Annotated in this window: 16 protein-coding genes; 9 read left to right on the plus strand and 7 right to left on the minus strand. The window is 40.4% G+C overall.

What is annotated here, in order from left to right; all coding sequences use genetic code 11:
* Window positions 1-2 precede the first annotated feature (2 nt).
* Window positions 3-2,366 (minus strand): ATP-binding protein, encoded by a 2,364-nt coding sequence (locus ACMZOO_RS07530; protein WP_440906072.1) that lies wholly within the window; start codon window positions 2,364-2,366, stop codon window positions 3-5.
* A gap of 137 nt (window positions 2,367-2,503) precedes the next feature.
* Here ACMZOO_RS07530 and recG point away from each other — a divergent pair, with 137 nt between their 5' ends.
* The 5 genes from recG (at window position 2,504) to ACMZOO_RS07555 (ending at window position 11,803) form a co-directional block, all read left to right on the plus strand.
* On the plus strand, window positions 2,504-4,582 hold the full coding sequence (gene recG / locus ACMZOO_RS07535) for an ATP-dependent DNA helicase RecG (protein WP_440906073.1): 2,079 nt from the start codon (window positions 2,504-2,506) through the stop codon (window positions 4,580-4,582).
* A 185-nt stretch (window positions 4,583-4,767) separates the two neighbouring features.
* Window positions 4,768-5,475, plus strand: a complete 708-nt coding sequence (locus ACMZOO_RS07540; RefSeq protein ID WP_440906074.1) for a TetR family transcriptional regulator — start codon at window positions 4,768-4,770, stop codon at window positions 5,473-5,475.
* A 397-nt stretch (window positions 5,476-5,872) separates the two neighbouring features.
* A complete protein-coding gene (locus ACMZOO_RS07545; RefSeq protein ID WP_440906075.1) occupies window positions 5,873-6,724 on the plus strand; it encodes a hypothetical protein in 852 nt (283 codons plus the stop codon).
* A gap of 44 nt (window positions 6,725-6,768) precedes the next feature.
* A complete protein-coding gene (gene sbcD / locus ACMZOO_RS07550; protein WP_440906076.1) occupies window positions 6,769-8,049 on the plus strand; it encodes an exonuclease subunit SbcD in 1,281 nt (426 codons plus the stop codon).
* Complete coding sequence (locus tag ACMZOO_RS07555) at window positions 8,036-11,803, plus strand: AAA family ATPase (protein ID WP_440906077.1); 3,768 nt, start codon at window positions 8,036-8,038, stop codon at window positions 11,801-11,803. Before sbcD ends, ACMZOO_RS07555 begins: the two co-directional genes overlap by 14 nt.
* 11 nt (window positions 11,804-11,814) lie before the next feature.
* On the opposite strand, the gene ACMZOO_RS07560 is transcribed toward ACMZOO_RS07555, so the two are convergent.
* The 6 genes from ACMZOO_RS07560 to gmk form a co-directional block, all read right to left on the minus strand.
* On the minus strand, window positions 11,815-13,416 hold the full coding sequence (locus ACMZOO_RS07560) for a GGDEF domain-containing protein (RefSeq protein WP_440906078.1): 1,602 nt from the start codon (window positions 13,414-13,416) through the stop codon (window positions 11,815-11,817).
* 53 nt (window positions 13,417-13,469) lie between these two features.
* A complete protein-coding gene (gene trmH / locus ACMZOO_RS07565) occupies window positions 13,470-14,192 on the minus strand; it encodes a tRNA (guanosine(18)-2'-O)-methyltransferase TrmH (protein ID WP_440906079.1) in 723 nt (240 codons plus the stop codon).
* Window positions 14,193-14,257: 65 nt separating this feature from the next.
* Window positions 14,258-14,650, minus strand: coding sequence for a RidA family protein (locus ACMZOO_RS07570; RefSeq protein ID WP_440906080.1), 393 nt, complete (start codon window positions 14,648-14,650; stop codon window positions 14,258-14,260).
* Window positions 14,651-14,681: 31 nt separating this feature from the next.
* Window positions 14,682-16,937: a RelA/SpoT family protein gene (locus tag ACMZOO_RS07575; RefSeq protein WP_440906081.1), complete on the minus strand. Its 2,256-nt coding sequence runs from the start codon at window positions 16,935-16,937 to the stop codon at window positions 14,682-14,684.
* Between the two features lie 208 nt (window positions 16,938-17,145).
* Window positions 17,146-17,421, minus strand: coding sequence for a DNA-directed RNA polymerase subunit omega (gene rpoZ / locus ACMZOO_RS07580; RefSeq protein ID WP_440906082.1), 276 nt, complete (start codon window positions 17,419-17,421; stop codon window positions 17,146-17,148).
* A gap of 64 nt (window positions 17,422-17,485) precedes the next feature.
* Window positions 17,486-18,106 (minus strand): guanylate kinase, encoded by a 621-nt coding sequence (gene gmk / locus ACMZOO_RS07585; protein WP_440906083.1) that lies wholly within the window; start codon window positions 18,104-18,106, stop codon window positions 17,486-17,488.
* Window positions 18,107-18,243: 137 nt separating this feature from the next.
* Here gmk and ACMZOO_RS07590 point away from each other — a divergent pair, with 137 nt between their 5' ends.
* The 4 genes from ACMZOO_RS07590 to ACMZOO_RS07605 all read left to right on the plus strand — a co-directional run bounded on the left by ACMZOO_RS07590 (window position 18,244) and on the right by ACMZOO_RS07605 (window position 22,116).
* Window positions 18,244-18,615, plus strand: coding sequence for a DUF2750 domain-containing protein (locus tag ACMZOO_RS07590; RefSeq protein ID WP_440906084.1), 372 nt, complete (start codon window positions 18,244-18,246; stop codon window positions 18,613-18,615).
* Between the two features lie 90 nt (window positions 18,616-18,705).
* Window positions 18,706-20,187, plus strand: a complete 1,482-nt coding sequence (locus ACMZOO_RS07595; RefSeq protein WP_440906085.1) for a substrate-binding domain-containing protein — start codon at window positions 18,706-18,708, stop codon at window positions 20,185-20,187.
* Between the two features lie 74 nt (window positions 20,188-20,261).
* Window positions 20,262-21,110, plus strand: coding sequence for a DUF72 domain-containing protein (locus ACMZOO_RS07600; protein ID WP_440906086.1), 849 nt, complete (start codon window positions 20,262-20,264; stop codon window positions 21,108-21,110).
* A 19-nt stretch (window positions 21,111-21,129) separates the two neighbouring features.
* Window positions 21,130-22,116, plus strand: a complete 987-nt coding sequence (locus ACMZOO_RS07605; RefSeq protein ID WP_440906087.1) for a serine/threonine protein kinase — start codon at window positions 21,130-21,132, stop codon at window positions 22,114-22,116.
* The last annotated feature ends 29 nt before the right edge of the window (window positions 22,117-22,145 follow it).

Below are 22,145 nucleotides of genomic sequence, written 5' to 3' on the forward strand. Positions count from 1 at the left end.
AGTTAACCAACAAATTTATGCAACTCGGCGTAGAGCTCAGCCTGCGCTAGCGGTTTACCAAGATAACCATCAAAACCTGCTAATTTATACTCTTTGATATCATCCGACATGACATTGGCAGTTAGCGCAATAATAGGTAAATTGGGGTAAGTTTTTTTAAGCTGTTTGCACGCCATAATACCGTCCATTTCCGGCATTTGAATGTCCATCAATACAAGGTCGAGTTTATCCTCATCTATTGTTTGTGCCGCCAGAGCTATAGCTTGTTTGCCATTGGCAGCGATTAATACGCTCGCTTGAGTTTTCTCCAACATAGCTTGCACTATAGCTTGATTTATCTCATTGTCTTCGGCTAATAAAATAGTCCGGTTCGCAAGCTCTAGTTTGTCAATTGTGACTTTTTCTTCTCTTGCAATTGCTTCTTCTTCAACCTGCTGCAATGGAAGATTAACAGTAAAAGTCGTGCCCTCTCCAACCTTGCTGCTAACATTTATACGACCGCCCATTAAAGCGACCAAAGACTGAGTGATAGACATGCCTAAACCCGTACCGCCAAAACGCCGAGTTGTCGACACATCAGCCTGTTCAAAACGGGCGAAAATACGAGCGATTGCATCATCACTCATACCTATGCCAGTATCTGTGACGATAAAACTAAATTGATTGGAAGCTGTATGGTAAATACAAGTTAGGATAACCGAACCTATATCGGTAAATTTAATTGCATTGGAGAGTATATTAAGCAAAATTTGCCGCAATCTGACTGGATCGCCAATAAAGTCATCCTGCTCTACATCACACACTAGCATGAAATCAATCCCTTTTTCTTTGGCTTTAACCCCCATGTCAGACACAATATTTTCCATTAATTGCGAAAGTTTAAAATGAACTTGTTCGACTTGCAGTTTGCCCGCTTCAATTTTGGAAAAATCCAAAATATCGTTAACTATCGTCATCAGCGCTTTGGTAGAATATAAAGCTTTGTCGACCAAATCGTACGCGGATTCAGGCAACGCCATATCGTTTAACAGTTGTAAATTGCCATATACGCCATTCATTGGAGTTCTGATTTCATGGCTAGTATTTGCTAAAAATGTGCTCTTGGCTACATTAGCCGCTTCAGCTTGTTGTTTAGTGAGCTCTAATTGCCTTTCATGTTCTTTGCGCTCAGTTACATCACGAATAACCCCAGCAAAGTGCCGCTCACCATCTAAATACACTTCGTTGATCACTAACTCTATTGGGAATTTATCACCATTCGATTTCACTGCAATTAAATCACGGCTTTTCCCCACCACAGAAGAGCCGCCAACTGACTTATAATCCTGCATATATTGGTGGTGATTTGCCGCAAATCCAGCATCCATTAAAATGGTAATGTTCTTCCCTTCTACTTGCTCAGCTGAATAATAAAACATACGTTCAGCACTGCTTGAAAAGAACTTAATTTGCCCTTTGCCATCACATAAAACAATTGCGTCAGTTAAGCAGGCAAAAACGGCTAGACGTTGCGACTCACTGGTGCTCAGCTGTTGTTGTGCATCAGATAGAGCAACAAGAGTTTCATCAACTTCACTAGTTAATTTTTCTTTTGTGCGTTTAATTTGCTCAAAAATGTATTGCTCATTTTCCAATGCAAACCACAAAGCCACGCCATAGGCAAGCAAACGCAATAAATGCCAGCCCCACCAAGAAACATCCCACAACACAGATTGTTGAAACATCACAGCTGCAAAACCAAACATACTTGCATGCAATACAAATAAGAGATCATCTGTTTTGCGCAACTGCTTATAGACAAAAATTAATCGCAGCGCCGCCAGTAATAAACCCGCGCCACCTACTTTATTGAGCATCACAGCAGTAAAGGTGAAGCCCTGTTCATCCGCCATAACCGGAATAAGCTCAGCAAAAAGTAGCGAACAAACAATAAATATCAGGGTAAAAATAGCGGTCAAGACAATTATTCGGCTTGTCAGCTTCTGTTGTAGGCGCATTGGCAAGCATACGCACGCGAATAAAATTCCACCAACAAAAGTCGCACAAGAGTGCAGCCAAACAAATAATTTGCCAGGTTCAACCAAAGCATGGGCAATATCCAACAACCCCATAGCACACAAAGCACTAGCAATGACTATATTAAAACTAGTCCCTCGGCCATTTTTAGCTAAATTCAGTAATAAATAACAAACGAATAACGCTATTACACCACCAAAAACTTCAACCGCACTATGGAAGGGTATCTGTTGCCAGCGTAAATCGGCTAATACAGTTTTGGCCAAAACGAGTGTAGATATATGTACTATCACACTAGCAACAATAGCAATGCTAATGGCGCGAATTTTAGAAAATTTAATAGGTTCCATCCGAAAGTCTATATTGACAGCAATCTAACTAAAATATAGCTGAGATAGAGAAAAATTTGCCGAATAAATAACAAAACTTGCAATTAATCAAACGCCCAGCTTAATATACTGTTAATTTCACCAGTATATTGCTTCACATGTCGTTATCGCGCTTAGCTTCACAATCTGTCACTACACTTACTGGCGTTGGTGCCAAAGTTGCGCAAAAGTTGGCGCAAATACATATTCAGTCAGTTGAAGATCTACTTTTTCACTTTCCGTTGCGCTACCAAGACAGAACTCGTATTTATGCAATTAACGACCTATTACCTGAAATAACTGCCACTGTAATTGGCGAAGTTACTGCAAGCCAAATTGTATTTGGGCGTAAACGCATGCTGATATGCAAAATTAGCGATGGACAACAAAGTTTAACCTTACGCTTTTTTAATTTTTCCGCGGCGCAAAAAAATCAGTTTGCGATAGGTAAACACGTCAAAGCTTTTGGCGAAGTAAAACGTGGTAAACAAGGTTACGAAATCATCCACCCAGAATACAAAGTGGGAGACTTTGATAGTTTGCAACATGTTGAAGAAGCGTTTACGCCAATCTACCCAACAACTGAAGGTTTAAAACAAAACACGCTACGTAATTTAACCGACCAAGCGCTCGCTAGATTAAAAACAGCAGAAATCGCCGAACTTATCCCAATAGCGGATGTAGCAACACAATATACGTTAACCCAAGCAATTCAGATGTTACATAGGCCTACGCCAGATGTATCACTTGCAGAACTAGAAGCGGGTACACACCCAGCGCAACAACGTTTAGCTTTTGAAGAATTGGTCGCGCATAATCTCAGTATGCAAAAACTGCGGCAGCAAACTCAGCAACATCCATCTGTCGCCATAACACCAGCACAAAAGTTATTAAGCGACTTTATTAATACTTTGCCATTTCAGCCAACATCAGCCCAGAGTCGTGTGGTCGCTGAAATTCAACAAGATATGCAGCAGCCCCACCCTATGTTGCGTTTAGTGCAAGGAGACGTTGGTTCAGGCAAAACCTTAGTTGCGGCGCTAGCCGCGTTATCGGCACTGCAACAAGGTTACCAAGTTGCATTAATGGCACCAACCGAGATCCTCGCTGAACAACACGCAATTAATTTCGCCAACTGGTTAACGCCGCTCGGCTTTAAAGTTGATTGGTTAGCCGGCAAACTCACAGCCAAACAAAAACGCGAAGCTCAAGCTAGAATTGCCAGCGGCGAAAGCCAAATGGTCGTCGGAACTCACGCGTTATTTCAGCAAGATGTCGAATTTGCCAAGTTAGCTTTGGTCGTTATAGATGAACAACATAGATTTGGTGTCCATCAGCGCATGAGTTTACGCGACAAAGGGATTAACAGTGGCTTGTACCCACACCAGTTAATCATGACAGCGACGCCAATACCAAGAACACTTGCAATGACAGCTTATGCCGACTTAACCACCTCGGTTATTGATGAACTGCCACCTGGGCGCACACCTGTCACCACTGTGGTATTGCCCGACAGCCGCCGCGAAGAAGTGATCAAACGAGTATATCAAGCGTGCAAACAAGAAAAACGCCAAGCTTATTGGGTATGTACGCTAATTGAAGAATCAGAAGTTTTACAATGCCAAGCAGCAGAAGATACAGCAGAACAATTGCAACAAGCTTTACCTGATTTAAGCATAGGTTTAGTCCATGGGCGGATGAAAGCGGGTGAAAAACAGCAAGTAATGCAAGGATTTAAACAAGGTGAAACAGATTTATTAGTTGCCACAACAGTCATTGAGGTTGGTGTCGATGTACCCAACGCCAGTTTGATGATAATTGAAAATCCTGAACGTTTAGGTTTAGCTCAATTACACCAATTGCGAGGTCGAGTTGGCCGTGGCGCAGTGGCTAGCCATTGTTTATTAATGTACAAATCACCATTATCACAAACAGGGCAAAAACGCCTTGCTGTGATGCGTGAAAGCACTGACGGTTTTTATATTGCGCAAAAAGATTTAGAAATACGTGGGCCGGGGGAATTATTAGGTACTAAACAAACTGGTGAAATGTCGTTTAAAGTGGCAGATTTATTACGCGATAGCCAACTGATTAGCCCAGCACGAAAATGTGCGCGCAAAATATTGCAGCAAAATGATATAGCCGAGTTATTGATTGCCCGTTGGTTAGGTGACAGAGATAAATATTCTCAGGCCTAAACAAACTAACAAATTAGACCATTTGTCTAATTTTCTTAATAACCAAAAGTATGCTAACTATAGCATCTTGTTTTAGCTTATTAATTGACCAAGTGTAAATTAGGGTTCTACAATGAAATCAATTGAGTTGTTAAAAATTATCACTCTAGATGACGAGCAGTCATTCCCAAGGAAAGGAGTTACCCATGATCAAATCTGCTAAACGTGCCCGCTCAGCTGAAGACAAGTCACTGAAACGCGATCTCATTTTACAAACTGCAGCTGAATTATTCGACGACAGTCCAGACGCTTTACCAACAGCGGCGGCCATCGCCAACCAATCAGGCATAGCTAAAGGTACAGTTTATTTGTATTTTAAAAGCAAAGAAGAAATTTTCTTAGCTTTGCTCGAAAAACACTATGTTGCATGGTTTAGCGACATTCGCAGCGCAATCGGTGCAGAAAAACCAGATGCAGATGAAATTATCAATGCACTCTGCCATTACATAGAAACTCAACCACAGTTTTTCCAATTAGCCAGTTTAAGCAGTTCTATTATCGAACAGAATGTCGATTTTAAAATTTTGCTCGACTTTAAAAACCGCTTGTTAGAAACGCTAACATCAACAGCCAAAGACCTAGCCAGCCGCTTACAATTAGACGAACACGAAACCTGCGCACAGTTATTAATGCGCAGTTATGCAATGTTGTTAGGGTTATGGCAAATTAGTCATCCACCAGAAAAGCTAGCAACATCGGTTGAACAATCACGCCTTGCGTTATTACAACCTGAATTTGGTTTAGAAGCACGCGATGCATTAGCTCAGTTATGGCATGGTTATGTTGACCAAAAAGGCAACAAATCCAGTGGTCGTTTCTGGAAAATAGGCAACTTATTCGCTAAAGCTGACTAACCTGCCAAAACTCAAGATTATCTAAATAAACATCACAGCTTCAAGCTGTGGTGTTTATTCTCAAATACATATTTGTAAATAATTCCAGCCATCACCTAAACTTAGAGCTAAATCAATATAAATAGCAATAATCAGCTGGAGATAAAAGCCATTTAGACAAGGCAAGTTGGCACAGGCATAGTGGTTCTATGCCAAGCCAACTTAACGCAGAATAAATGGCTTTTAGTCCAGCCTTTCAGGAGCCTCACAGACAGCTCACTTCTGTGTTGTATCATTTTGAAAGGTGCCTACATTCCTGCAATGATACGCCTTGAATTGAACTGTCTGTGACGGCTCTGATACTCGCAATTTATATTGATTTAGCTCTAAGTTACGTATAAACAGTTAAGGTAAAGACATGCTCAAACCTGTGCTCAATGGTTTAATTATTTGTTTATTAACCGTCTTTAACCCAACATTTGTCCAATTACATGCCAACCAAGTATTGATTTACCCCAAACCGCGCCACGACAGGGATATGCGTGATGATTACCCGATAGAATTGCTAAAACTCGCACTCAAACTATCTAATCAAAAAGTGAATATAGTCACGGCCAATACACCAATGCAGCAACAAAGAGCCCTTTGGGCGGTTGAAAATGGTTTAGTTGATATTATGTGGACTATGATGGATCAAACACGTGAAACTTATCCATATTCAATTCCGTTTGATCTTTACCAAGGCATATTTGGCAATCGCTTGATCCTACTGCATAAAAACAAACTCGAAGAATTCAGCAAAATTAAACACCCATGCGACTTTTTTAAATACACAGCAATCATGGGGCATGACTGGCCAGATACCCGCTTTTATTTACACCACGGTTTACCTATCACCACGTCTTCTAGCTATGAATCATTGTTTAACATGTTACGTAAAGGGCATGGAGACTATTTTCCACGTTCTGTCTCTGAAATTTTTATCGAGTTAGAACACCACACAGACGAACCTTTTGTCGTTGAACCAAACTGGATGATAGTCTACAAAGCGGAAATGCGTTTTATTTTAAGTAAACAAGCTTATGATACCTACGGCCAAACAATATTAGGCGGTTTAAATCAAACCGTTGCCGATGGTAGTTTTAATAAATTATTTGAAAAATATCATGGGAATATCCTAAAAAAAGCCCAGTTAAACAAACGTAAATGGCTCAACCTAGATATGAATTATCAAATGCACTGCGATTTGGTGGATAAGCAAGAGCGTTAAGTCTAAAATAGCCGCTTTTGTCGTGCCCTAACAAGGAGCTTGGTTTGCGTTTTATCCACACCTCAGATTGGCATTTAGGCCAGAATTTTTATGGCAAAAATCGCGCAGCTGAGCACCAAGCCTTTTTTGATTGGTTAATTAGCACAATCCAAGCTGAACAAGTTGAGCTATTAATCGTCTCTGGAGACATTTTTGATACAGCAGCACCACCAAGTTATGCACGCACCTTATTAAATCAATTTGTTATTCAACTCAATCAACTCGGTTGCCAGTTGTTATTATTAGGCGGCAACCACGACTCTGTTGCTGTATTAAACGAAAATAAAAATCTCTACCAAGCTTTGAATACCAGCTTGATTAGCCAAGCGGCAAATAAACAAGACTCAGTAAATTATCAGCAACAAGTGCAGTTAATTACCGATAAAGATGGACAAGCCAGCGCGATAGTAGTCGCAGTGCCTTATTTGCGCCCACGCGATTTATTGAGCTTAGAAACAACAGATTCAGAAGATCCAACCGACAAAAACACAACACAAAATCGATTATTGCCAGCAATTCAACAGCACTACCAACAGCTCTACCAAATTGCATTAGCGCAACAGCAACAAGTCGCGACTGAAACCAACAAAACCATTCCAATTATAGGCACAGCACACTTAACCATAGTGAATGCTAAAGTAACAGATTCAGTGCGTGATATTTATATTGGAAGTTTAGAAGCAGTCCCAGTTGAAGCTTTACCTGAGTTCGATTATTTGGCTATGGGGCATATTCACCAGCCACAAGTTATCGCTAAAAAACAACATATACGTTATTCAGGCTCACCAATTGCGATGAGTTTTGACGAAGCAAAACAACAAAAATCCGTAGTTTTAGTTGATACTAACAAATACTCAACTGCTGGCGACCAACAAGCTGAGTTACAAATTAAAACCTTAGATATCCCATGCACTCAGCAAATGCGTCAGCTCAAAGGTGATATACAGCAGGTTGAACACCAACTAGCAGAATTGGTCGAGTTACAACAAAACATCTGGTTAGATATAGAAATTAGCAGCGACCAATATCACAGCGACTTGCAGCAAAAACTATTAAGTTTAACCGCTGAATCTCAGTTAGAAATATTACGTGTGCGCCGCAGTAAAAAAGTGGTGCAACAAAAGCTCAGTGAAAAAAGTGTCAGTTTAGACGAACTCTCACCACTCGATGTATTTAATCAGCGAGTTAATAATTTAGACTTGCCATCAGAACAATTACAAGCATTAACTCAACTGTTTAACTTGAGCCATCAACAAAGTTTGATCCCAGATAATGAAAATTCTTAGCCTACGTTTAAAAAACCTCAATGCGCTCAAAGGCGATTGGAAAATTGATTTCACCCAAGAGCCGTTTGCAAGTAATGGCTTATTTGTTATCACAGGCGCAACTGGTGCAGGCAAAAGCACACTGTTAGATGCAATTTGTTTAGCTTTGTATCATCAAACTCCTAGATTAAAAGTATCGGCGAACAACAATCAAATTATGACCCGGCACACAGCTGAGTGTTTAGCTGAAGTTGAATTTGCCATTAAAGGAAATAGCTATAGAGCTTGCTGGTTTCAAAGGCGCGCTCGTGGTGATGCAGAAGGTAATTTACAGCCCCCCAGAGCAGAGCTATATCACTTAGAAGAACAAAAACTCATCGCCGACAAGTTGCCCGAAGTCAAAACCCAAGTAGAACAACTGAGTGGCTTAAATTTTGCCCGTTTCACTAAATCTATCTTGTTATCACAAGGACGATTTGCCGAATTTCTTAATGCCGACAGTAATGATAAAGCTGAGTTATTAGAAGAGCTTACTGGCACAGAAGTTTATAGCCAAATATCTAAACAAGTTTTTGCCAACCATAAAACCAGCCAGCAAGAGTTGCAGCGCTTAACCGACCAACAGAACAATCTTAATTTAATGTCGGATGAACAAATAACAGCCTTAGCTGAACAACTGCAGCAGATCCAACAACAGGCAGATCAACAAAAAACCACTTTAGATTTATACCGACATAAACAACACTGGCTGCAGCAACAACAGACGCTGCAACAACAAATCGTTCAGACAAATAATGAGCTGCAACAAGCGGAACAAATAAAAGCCCAGTCCAGTTCACTCAAAGATAAAATTGAGCAAGCCAAAGCCGCACAAGCGTGCCAACCAAGCATTGAAAAACTGCTAGAGCTGCAGCAACAAGTTGCAGGAATTAAACAGCAAATTGACAGCAGCGACAAACAAGTTAAACAAACACAAACTGAAGTAATCCAACAACAAGAACATAGCGCAAGTGCACAAACTCAAGTTGACCAAGCAAAAAAGAATCAACAGCAAACCCTAGAGTCGTTAGAACAAAACGTCCGTCCGCTCGACCAACAAATAGCTCAAACCCAGCAGCAACACCAGCAATTACAGCAAGCGGCGCTGCTGCAACAACAAAAACTCGCTCAGGCCGAACAAGCTCAACAGAAGTTGCAACAACAAACCACTGAGTTACAAACTCAGTTGGCTGGTTGCGAAAACTGGTTGCAACAACACCAAGGTTTAAAAGATTTAAATCAACAAACTTTGCAACATTGGCAAAACCAATTACACAACATCAATGAATTGCTCTATGAATTAGATAAACAAGGGCAAAAACAACAAAACATTGCTGAGCAGCAACAAAATTTAACCAATGCAATCGAGCAGAAAAACACACAACAGCAAGAGTTAACAGAAAAGCTGCAACAACAGCAAACCCAGTTGCAAGATTTAACCGCAACGCAAGATACAAACTTACAGAAGTTAACGAGCGAACAAAAACAACTAGAATTACAGCAAGGGCAAACTAGCTTAAATCAGCTGGCGCAAATAGATAATTTGCAACAACAGCTAATTGTACAGCAGCAAAAAATAACCGCATCCGAGCAAAAAATAGCAACTGCCCAGCAACAAATTGAACAATTGACGCCAAAGTTAGCCGACTTACGTAATCAATATAAAAACAATAAACAACAGCTAAACGACGTGACGACTATTATTGAGCAGCACAAAACTATAATGTCGTTAGCAGCGCATAGACACAATTTGCAAGATAATGCCCCCTGCCCTTTGTGCGGAGCTTTAGAACATCCATACGCCAATGATTTGACCGAGGTAGATCAAACCCTACAAACACAGCTGCAGCGCCAACAAAGTTTAACGGCTGAATTGGCCGAGTTAGAGAATACCGGCAATGAATTAAAATCACAGTTAGAAAAACAACAACATCAACAAAGCTGGTTGCAACAACAATTTAGTGCTGAGCAGCAAGAGTACCAACAAGTCGCACAAAAATTATCGCAGACTTGCCAAAGATTACAGCTGCCCAACCTGCTTGAGCTACCAAGTTTATTACAACTAGATTTTGCCGACTGGCCGAGTGATGCGCCACAACAGTTATTATGTTTAACCGAGCAATTACAAAGCAGGTTAGACAAACTCAACGCCAGTTTAATAGTCGATCAACAAATCGCCCAGTTACAGCATCAAATTCAATTATTAACTCAGCAACAGCAAAGTTTAACCGCCGAGTTGCATTCGTTGACTAACCAACAACAGGATTTGGCAAAACAGTTAACTGAAGTGACAGAAAGTTATCAGGCTAAGCAGCAAAAACAGCATAATTTGCTTGAACAATTAAACCAACAGCTAGCACAAGCAAAACTGATTTCGCAGCAGCTATCTTCAGAGCAAGGGATTGAACAAATCGCCGGACAATTTGCCGAGGTGATCGCTGGTGCTAGTCAGCAAATAAACCATTACCAACAACAGCAAAGATTGTTGCAAAGCTTGCAACAGCAGCAACAAAAATGCGCCCGTGACTTAGATTATCAAACTCAAATAGTCAGTGAAGCGACTAAACTTTATCAACAACAACAAACAGAACTGAGCCAGTTAGCCGGCAATTTGCAAGATTTACAACAACAAAGAGCAAGTTGGTTTAACGGTGCTTCTATCAGCCAAGTACAGCAGCAAGTTGCATTAGAGCTTGAGACAGCTCAACAAAACCTTCAACAGCAAAACCAACAACTAAACCAATTACAAATTAACTTATCACAAGTGCAGACACAGCTTACGCACCAACAACAAACACTCGCGCAAACCGAACAACAGCGCCACCAACAACAAAATGTCTGCCAGCAAAAACTGGCGCAATTGGGCTTTGCTGACCAACAGGCGTGGCAACAAGCAATATTAACCGCAGATGCTTTAACAAGCCTAGTTGAGCAGTTACAACAAATTGAACAAAATGTGCAGAAGTATCAAAACCAACTCGCCAGCTTAAATGCGCAGCAGCAACAATTATTGCAGCAAGGCATTGCCCAAGCGCTGACACAATTTAATCAAGACGATAGCTTGACGCAACTCAGCCAAGCACTAACCGAATTGGAAAGCAATTACCAAAATTTATTGCAACAGCTAGGTGAAGTTAAACAACAACACCAATATGCCCACAAACTCAAACAAGATTTTGCAGAATTAACACAGCAAATTGACCAAGCACAGCAGCAACACCAAAATTGGGCGCTGCTCAACGATTTAATCGGCTCTGCCGACGGAAATAACTTTAGAAAATTTGCCCAAGGTTTAACTCTGCAACAGCTGGTTTATTTGGCGAATCAACAGCTACAACATTTGCACGACAGATATCAGCTGGTGCGTAAATCACATGATGGTTTAGATTTAGCCATATTAGATACTTGGCAAAATGACGTTGAGCGTGATACCCAAACCCTCTCAGGTGGCGAAAGCTTTTTAGTTAGCTTAGCACTGGCACTGGCCTTGTCTGATTTAGTTAGCCACAAAACCAACATTGAATCGCTGTTTTTAGACGAAGGTTTTGGCACACTTGATTCAGATACACTCGATATCGCGTTAGACGCACTCGATAGGCTCAACGCCAGTGGCAAAATGATCGGCATTATCAGCCATATAGAAAGTTTAAAAGAACGGATTCCAGTGCAAATACGCGTTAACAAACACAGTGGTTTAGGTTATAGCCAACTAGAAAAACAGTTTATTGCGAGCTAGATTAAAAGGCGCTAATGCATTTCTTTTGATTTATTCGGCTGAGTGCTTGGTGTAAGCACTGGCTGCTGTTGGCGTTTTTTGCTTGCTTGTTTACGTTTGCGTTTATCTTGGTACATGCGCTGATCGGCCAAATTGACCAATTGCGTACTGGTTTCACCATCCACTGGGAAAGAAGAAAGACCAATGCTGACCCCCAGCTTAATTGGATATTGGCGGTACTGGTTTATATTGCTAATCGAATTGCTAATACGGCTTATCAGCGGAGTGATATCTTTATGGTTTTTACGGTTCTCCAATAAAATAATAAATTCGTCGCCACCGAGTCTAGCAACTGTGTCTCCTTCACGTGTTGTTTGTAACAACTTATTGGCCACTTGTTTTAAAATAAAGTCACCAGCGTCGTGACCAATAGTATCGTTAATTGCTTTAAAACCATCTAAATCTAAATACAACAAATACAAAATCGTATCTTGATGGCGGCTAGCCAAATTAAGTGAATGGCTCAAAGTATTAAAAAAGTAGTTGCGGTTGGCGAGTTGAGTGACAGAGTCAAAGTTAGCGAGTTGATATAGTTTTTGTGCTTGCTGATGGCGCTCTTTTTCGTTTTTATACTGGTTGAAAAACATCAAACTAAACAACACCAATAGCAGGATAAAAAACAAGGTTAAAATCAACAACACTAAGCTATCTGTATATGTGAGTTCGGCTTGATGACTAAACTCAAAAGTAACATGTCGGTTGGCTAAATTCAGTTGCTCATAATATTTAAACTTAGGTAAGGGTAAATATTCATTAATAAAAAAGCGACTTTGTTCACTATGCTGTTTTGCAACTAGTAAATTGCTCTCAGTGTTGTGATGACCCAAATAAATATTGATATCAAATGGGTGCTGCAGATACAAACTTTCATTCAATAAGATATTGGTATCTATTATCAAAAAGGCAAAATAAATTTGTTGGTTGGCTAAAGCACCGGGCGATTGCTGCAACATAACCACCACTTGATTACCTTCAAAACTTTCAAATGGCGTGCTTAAAGTAGTCGCGTTTTCCAAAGCTAAACTTTGTTCTATGACTTCATAAATAAATGGGATGGATTGCAGATCTAAGCCTATTTGACTGAAAGCCAATTTGTCTCTAGACGCGGTAAAAGTGATCGGTATATATAAGTTCTGCGCTTCGCTAATTTCAACTATGCCGGTCGACATATCAAACTTGGTTAATTTAAAAGCAACATTTTGCTGCTGATAAGAAGAAACAACTTGTTGTGACGCTTGTTGTGGAAACAGATGGGCAAACTGAATTTGATAAACTTCTGGGTGGCGTTTAAGAATTTTATCTGAGTAGATTTTGAGTTCAGATAAATTAGGCTCGGTTGTTAAATCTAAATACGCACTTAAACCATCTAATAATGCGATTTGTTTCTGCAAAGTCGCAACCGTATGCAAATAATGCGCGTGCGAGGTTTCTTTGAAATCTTGTTCAGCACTATCAAACGACTTACTGACAAATATCGACACAGCGACATAGTAGGTGGAAAAGCACAACAATATCAGCGTTAAATAAACAACTATCAAATATTTAAGCTGGGTTTTTAATGGTTTGAGCTTCATGCGCACTCTCACTAAGAACTGTCTAAAGAGTTTAGACGCATATTGGTAGATTTCTAGTCGACTTGACTCGCTAGCCAAGCTTCATCCGTCATCTGCATTTGTTGCCACCACAATTCATCTGCTTCAATTTCGCCTAACTCATTAATTAATGGGTAAGGTAGACCTTTACGTCGGCAAGCTTCGGCAAAAATTGGATGACCACGCTCAAACAACAACCTTTGTTGTTCAGCAATTGGCAACTTACATTCGCCACCATACATACCGGCAGCTAATCTTTGTTGTTGTGCTTGATAGAGAATTAACGCCCCGGCAACGGAAACATTTAGCGATTGCACCATGCCCAACATAGGCACAACCACATGATGATCAGCTGCAGCTAACGCGCGTTCTGAGATCCCGTACTTTTCTTGCCCTAAAATCAGCGCTGTCGGTTTGGTATAGTCAATTTCAGTGTAACTGACAGCTCTATCGGACAAGTTAGTTGCAACAATTTGCATTCCCTGCTGTTTGAATACAGCTAAGGCCTCATCCAGATCGTCATGCGCATGTACATTGACCCAATTTTGCGTACCTTTAGCTGTACCTGTGCGCAAACGCGTTTTTAACGGATTATCTATATGCATAATCGCATGTACATCATGAATGCCAACTGCGTCAGCTGTGCGTACAACTGCGGATAAATTATGGGTTTTGTGCACATTTTCCATACAAACAGTCAAGTCTGGTTGACGGTTGCTGAACATGCTTTGAATGCGGGCAAGTCTTTCTGGGGTCATAGTTATTGCAGGATTTATAGCTGGTAAATTTAGCCAGTAGCATAAAAACTACTGGCTTAGATAGATTAATTTGTGCTTGGAAGTTCCAATACACCATCAATCTCAATTTGTGCACCTTTTGGTAGCTGGGCAATGCCAATTGCTGCACGCGCTGGATATGGCTTAGAGAAATATTGCGCCATAATTTCATTTACTTGAGCAAAGTTCGCTAAATCTAATAAGAAGATGTTTACTTTAACCATGTCGTTTAAACAACCACCAGCCGCTTCACACACTGCTGCTAGGTTTTTAAATACTTGGTGTGCTTCGTCAGCAAAACCTGTGTCAATCATCTCCATGCTTTCTGGTACCAAAGGAATTTGCCCAGATAAATAAACAGTTGTACCAACTTTTACTGCTTGGCTATAGGTACCAATTGCTGAAGGTGCTTTGTCTGTACTAATAATTTGTTTTGACATTATTCTTTCTCTTTAAAGGTCTAATTGTAAGTTATCTTTTGTAACGTTCGACTTTTTGTACATCTTCAATTAAGCGTACTTTTTTAATCACTTGCGCTAAATGAATGCGATCCGTTACTGTTAAAACTAAATCTACGTTATAAATGTAATCGTCTTTTTCTTCAGAATATAAACTCTGAATATTCGAACCCATTTTCGAAATAGCCGTTGTTACCCGTGCCAAAGCCCCATGAACATTGTGTAATTCTAAACGTAAAGCACAGGCAAACTCTTCGTTCGGTGAGTTGTCCCAGCTGACATCAAAATATTTAGAAGGCTCGGTAACTGCATCACGCACGTTATGGCAATTGTCTATATGCACCACTATGCCTTTACCTGGGCTGACATGACCAATAATGCTATCGCCCGGTATAGGTCGACAACACTTGGCAAAGGTCACCAACATACCTTCAGCACCACGGATAGAAATTTTCTTATCCAAATAAGATTCACCATGGCTAGCAACTGAGTCATCACGTTTTAATAATTTACGTGCAACCACTATGCTCATTAAGTTGCCTAAGCCAATTTCAGCTAATAACTGATGAACGGTTTGCAACTTAGTTTCGTCTAAGACCGCTGCAATGTTTTCTTCCGGAATATCGTTGAGTTCAACATCACCTAAAGCAACTTTTAATAAACGTTTACCTAAATCAACCGACTCTTCACCTTTAAGGTTTTTTAAGTAGTTACGAATGCGCAAACGTGCCCGAGGTGTAATGACAAAGTTCAACCAGTTGGCATTTGGCCTCGCACCTTTTGAGGTTACTATATAGACAGTTTGGCCACTTTCTAATGGCTGATTGAGCGGCATAGGTTTGTTGTTAACCGTAGCGCCTACACAGGTAAAACCTATATCTGTATGCAAAGCAAAAGCAAAGTCTACCGGTGTTGCCCCTTTTGGCAATTCAATGATGCGCCCTTTAGGGGTAAACAAATAAATTTCTTCTGGGAATAAATCTGATTTAACGTTTTCAATAAATTCAAACGAGTTGCCGGCACTTTGTTGTAGTTCAACTAAACTATTCATCCAACGCTGCGCGCGTACTTGTGCAGTTGTGCTGCCATCACCAGCTTTAAACGACCAAGTTTCTTTTTCTTTGTCGACTGGCGTGTTTTCTGCGTCTTTATTAACTTTCGGGTTAATTTTGACAACTTTTTTCTGTTCTTTGGCTAGCTCTTTAGCCGATTTTTCCGTAGCTTCTTCGTCGTCTTCAGGCGCTTTATACACCCAATGTGCGGCTATGCCTTTGTCGGCAGCTAGCTCCATATCATGGGTGCGAATTTGAATTTCGAGTGGAATACCATGCGGGCCAATTAACGAAGTATGTAATGATTGATAACCATTAATACGTGGAATAGCGATATAATCTTTAAATCGCCCTTCAATTGGCTTAAACAAGTTATGCATAATGCCGAAGGTGCGGTAACAAGTATCCACATCTTCAACTATGATACGAAATGCATAAATATCCATCACATCGTTAAACATCAGCTCCTTGTTTTTCATCTTTTTATAGATGCTATACAAGTGCTTTTCACGACCTTTAACTATGCATTGAATGTCACTTTCGCCAATGCGTTTGCGAATTTCATTACCAATTTTTTCGATAACGTCTTTTCTATGCCCACGAGCAGATTTAACCGCTGCGCCCAAAGCACGATAGCGCATTGGATACATGGCTTTAAAACCAAGGTTTTCTAGCTCATTTTTGATATCGTGAATACCTAATCTATGCGCAATAGGTGCATAAATTTCTAAGGTTTCAGTGGCAATACGACGGCGTTTGTCAGGACGCAATGAATCAAGCGTGCGCATATTGTGGGTACGATCAGCAAGTTTAATCAAGATAACTCGAATATCTTGCACCATAGCCATAATCATTTTACGGAAGTTTTCCGCTTGCGCTTCTTGTTTGGTATTGAAGTGGATTTTGTCGAGTTTACTGACACCTTCAACTAAATCGGCAATGATAGAACCAAAAGTTTCGGCCAAATCATCTTTAGTTAATGGGGTATCTTCAATCACGTCATGTAATAAGGCTGCACATAAAGTTTCATAGTCTAAGTGCATATGCGCAAGAATGCGTGTTACCGCTACTGGGTGGGTAATATAAGGCTCGCCGCTTGATCTAAATTGACCTTCGTGGGCATCGCGAGCAACCACAAAAGCTTTTGCTACTAAATCAGCTTCATCTGGTGATAAATAACTTTGAACTAACTCACCTAAGTCTTGATATAAATCCACCTAACCTTCCCACAAAAAAGTTCTTAACAAAACACCCAAGTTACTTGAAGAAAAACGCATTAAATTTGATTAAGACGAACTTTAAGTTTAGCCACAAATTTGAACGACGGACACGTCAATGGCAAGTTATTTTTTTGAAGCCATTCCCATTTATTGCAAGGCGGCAATAAATGGGATGGTTATACCCAAAAGGCTTGGGTATGCGAGATTATTCTCTGTTTTGAGCAAATGCAGCTACAGCTGCAATTTCAGCGGCTTCTTGCTCTTGAGTTTCTCGACGCTCTTGCGCGTCCATAATCTCTGAGCTAATTAAACCTTCTTCAATTTCACGCAAAGCAATAACTGTTGCTTTGTCGTTATCAGGATCAACTAAAGGATCTTTGCCTTCTGAGGCAATTTGGCGTGCGCGACGCGCTGCAACCAAAATTAAATCAAAGCGATTACCAACTTGTTCAACCGCATCTTCAACCGTTACGCGAGCCATAGTTACTCCGCTATCTATGCTAATTATTTAAAAAAAGGCTAAACAGTTTACTTTATGATCAAGCTTAAGCCAAGAGATCACTAAATAAAGCCTGATGTTTTTTCGCTTGTTTTTGCTGAGTACAGCGTTGAGCACGTAAAATCGCAGTTAAATCAGCCAATGCTTGCTCAAAATCGTCATTGACGACAATAAAATCAAACTCATTGTAATGTGAGATTTCACTTTGTGCTTCTTGCATGCGTTTAGCAATTACTTCGTCACTGTCCTGCCCACGTTTTTGTAAACGAGATAACAACTCAGTTTGTGAAGGTGGGGCAATAAAGATAGTTTTGGCGGACGGCTGCAGTTTTTTAATTTGACGAGCACCTTGCCAATCAATGTCTAAAAATACATCAAAACCTTGCTCAAGCTGCTGCTGGATTGCCGCTTTTGAGGTGCCATAATAATTACCAAACACTTCTGCCCATTCAAAAAATGCATCGTCGCTAATCAATTTTTCAAACTCTGCATGATTTACAAAATGATAATGCACAGCATTTTCTTCACCCGGGCGCGGCGCACGTGTTGTGTGCGACACTGAAACACTGGCATTTTGATTGTGGTTTGCCAAATAAGCTTTAATTAAACTTGATTTACCTGCACCACTCGGCGCAGAGACCACATATAAAGTTCCTAAATCTGCCATAATTTTAGCCCCAAGAAAAAACCTCAAGTTTACAATTAAATTGCCAAGGAAAAAATATAAAAGCAGCCTTTTATCCGCTATGCTATGAAGAATAGTTATTTAACCTGCATTTAGTACAATTATTAGGTATAGAACAAATGAATGAAACACACCAAGCGTTATTAGAATTTGCCAACAAAGTTAAAGACTCTCAAACTTTATGGGGCTTAACAGCTGACGCTGCTGAAGAAGATTGGGTTGTTGTAGACTCACAAGAATTTGAAAACACCGAAGTGCTATTAGTGTGGAGCAGCGAACAAGCCGCGCAAGCCACTTGTACCGAAGAATGGGCCGACTACAAACCAACTAGCATTCCAGTGGCTGAGTATTTTGATTTTTGGTTGGAAGAACTAGGCAGTGATGGTGTGCGTATAGGTATAGATTGGCAAGACGAGCAAAAAAATACCGAAGCTGAAATGGTTGAACTTGCCCGTGTATTTGTTGAATCTGGCGTATACCAAGACCAATAATATCCAACTGACCACTTGGACATACAGCGGTCATATTTGCAGTTTAAACTGACTCTCTTTAAGCCAAGTCGATACAGATAGGTTTGATTGATGAGTCACCAGCAAGATAATATTATCAAACACGACAAGCGCCTGCTGTGGTTTGGCGGCGTTGTTGCTGTTGTGACTATTGTTTTACTTATGTGGTTTTTCTCAGCACCAAGCGTTGAGCAAATCATTCACCCTGAACCGCCACAAAATCAAACACTGTCAACTGACAAAACACCTTCAGCCAGCCACCAAAACCTTAACAGCCCAACAAACGCAATAACCACCAGTGATGGCAAAGTTTTGTTTCGACTTGCGGGCTCAAATACTATAGGTGAAAAACTCGCACCTAATTTGGTTGAACACTTTATCAAATCGCAAGGTGGTTATAATTTAGCTTGGGCAAAAAACCCAGCAACACTTAGCCAAATCCTCAAATTTCAAGTTCGACAAAGCCATTACCAAATTATTATTGAATCGCATGGTTCGACTACTGGTTTTAACGCCTTGCAACAGCATGACGCTGAGATAGTGATGTCATCTCGGCGGATAAAAAAACAAGAACTGCTCGATTTATTCAATCCTCACGGCAATTTAAGTAAAGTAGGGAACGAGCATATAATTGCGCTGGATGGTTTAGCTATTATCGTTAATCAAAACAACAATATAAACAGTTTAAGCATAGAGCAAGTTGCCAAAATATTTTCAGGACAAATAACCAATTGGCATCAAGTTGGTGGTGCCAACCAAAACATTGAGGTATATGCACGCGACACACATTCAGGCACTAGAGACACTTTTGATCATCTTGTATTAGATAAATATGCAGCCGAGCTAGCAGCAAATGCGATTCAATTGGAGTCTAGCTCGGAGCTTTCACAAAAAGTTGCGCGCAATGAAGCCGCAGTCGGTTTTATTGGTATTAATTATATATCGCATAATAAAGCGCTAGCCATATATGAAAATCAGCATACCAATGCGCTTTATCCAACATTATTTACCATCAGCAGTGAAGATTATGCATTAACACGGCGTTTATATCTGTACACGCCAACATCAAGTCCAACTATAGTTAAAGATTTTGCCGCATTTGCCATTAGCGACGCAGGCCAAAACATAGTCGAAAACACAGGTTTAGTTTCACAAAACATTAGTTTAGAAGAAACATATGCAGTGACGGGCGCACCAGCCAACTACAACAAATATGCGGGTAAAGCACAAAGATTGTCTGTGACTTTGCGCTTTGACTACACAGAAGAAAATTTGGATAACAAAGGCAAACGTGATCTGCTGCGTTTACTTAACTATTTTGAACGACACCCAAACAAACGGGTTGTTTTGATGGGTTTTTCGGACAATCAAGGTGAAGCAACAACAAAGCTAAACAATTCGCTCAAACAAGCAAAAATAGTTGCGCAAGCTTTATCGTCTCGGGGCATAAGTGTGGTTGATAGCTTAGGATTTGGTAGCATATTACCGATTGCCAGCAACGACAGTATTCAAGGGCAAGAGCGCAATCGTCGTGTAGAAGTCTGGGTGTATTAAAGTTATAATTTTTGCATCTATGATTTTTAAATAACCTAGTTTTGCCACAATCTCAAATCCAACTTGGTTGCGCTATGTGGACACATCCACAATGGCAACACAATTTTTTTCCAAGCAAAACCGCACAAACACAACATCTAGGTTTTTATAGCCAGATATATTCAACTGTCGAAGGCAATACCAGTTTTTATGCATTGCCAAATCAACAAACGGTTGAACGTTGGCGTGAACAAGTCAGTGACAAGTTTAAGTTTTGTTTCAAAGTGCCACAAAGTATTAGTCATCAGTTGATGTTAAAACATGCAGATTCCGAGATGGCAGAGTTTATTACACGCTTTGAACCACTAATAAACAACAATCAAATCGGCCAAATTTTATTGCAACTACCGCCGTTTTTTAGTGCACAGCAGTTAAATGATCTTGCGCAATTTTTAACAGCTTACTCTGAGTTGCCATTTGCCGTTGAAGTGCGCCACCCTGATTTTTTTAATAAACAACAAAGCGAAAAAGAATTTAATCAATTATTGATTGAATACAAAGCCAATCGGGTATTAATGGACTCTCGCCCTGTGCACAGCCAAATACCCAACACAGAAGCAATCATTGACGCACAAAAGAAAAAACCTAAAGTGCCAGTACATTTAATTGCCACAGCTGATAAACCTATGGTGCGTTTTATCGGCTGCACTATACTTGAAGACAATTTGCCCTTTATTCAGCCTTGGTTAAAACACTTCAAAACTTGGTTAGAGCAAGGTAAAACACCTTACCTATTTATTCACACCGCCGACAATGCACAAGTGCATCAATTAGCCCAACTTTGGTTAGACGAGTTAAAAAAGCATTTGGGCTACGATGTCTATCCAGATAAACTAATGCAAACAATTGTGCACAACCAAAGTCAGCAATCGAGTTTGTTTTAAGCTGGCCGGGATCTAATAAATGTCAGATGATTTTTCTTTTAGCAGCTTAACCCCAGACTTAATTTTAGACGCTATTGAGTCGCTGGCGATTTATCCACAATCGGGTTTAATTGCACTGAATAGCTACGAAAATCGCGTTTACCAATTTGTTGCTGACGACAATAAAAGATATGTGGTTAAGTTTTACCGCCCACAACGCTGGACTGAACAACAAATTATCGAAGAACATGAATTTGCTCAACAGCTCGCAGATGCTGAAGTGCCTATGGTTGCGCCTATGCTGATTGATGGCAAAAGTTTGCATCACTTCGGCGGCTATCGTTTTACCCTATACCCAAGTGTTGGTGGTCGTTCATTCGAAAATGACAATTTGGATCATTTAGAATGGATGGGGCGTTTTATCGGCCGCATACACCAAGTTGGTCAACAACAAAAGTTTCAATACAGACCACAAATTAGCTGCCAACAATATTTATTTGATGCGCAAAAAATTTTACTCAACAGTGAATTAATGCCAAGCAGCATTGAGCTACCATTTAAAACCATAGTTGAACAACTGGTTGCGCGCTGCGCGAGCGAATATCAAGCGCAAAACTATCACAATATCCGTTTACATGGTGACTGCCACGCTGGCAATATTTTATGGCGAGACGGGCCATTTTTTGTTGATTTAGACGATGCACGCTCAGGCCCAGCAGTACAAGATATTTGGATGATGTTATCAGGCGATCGCAATCAACAAATGTTGCAACTAGAAACCATGTTAGAAGGTTACGAAGAGTTCTGCGAATTTGTTCCTGCACAGCTTAAACTTATCGAACCTTTACGCGCAATGCGTATGCTTCACTACATGGGTTGGATAGCCAAACGCTGGTTAGATCCAGCTTTTCAGCATAGTTTTAGCTGGTTTGCCGAACAAAGATATTGGGAACAACAAATTTTGGCCTTCAAAGAGCAGCTTGCAGCGCTTGATGAGGAACCTTTACGCTTGATGTCTGGTCTATGATACGGTAATTTTAGCGACATTAAATTTAA

It is taken from the genome of Catenovulum sp. SX2 (assembly GCF_052056295.1).
GTDB lineage: Bacteria > Pseudomonadota > Gammaproteobacteria > Enterobacterales > Alteromonadaceae > Catenovulum.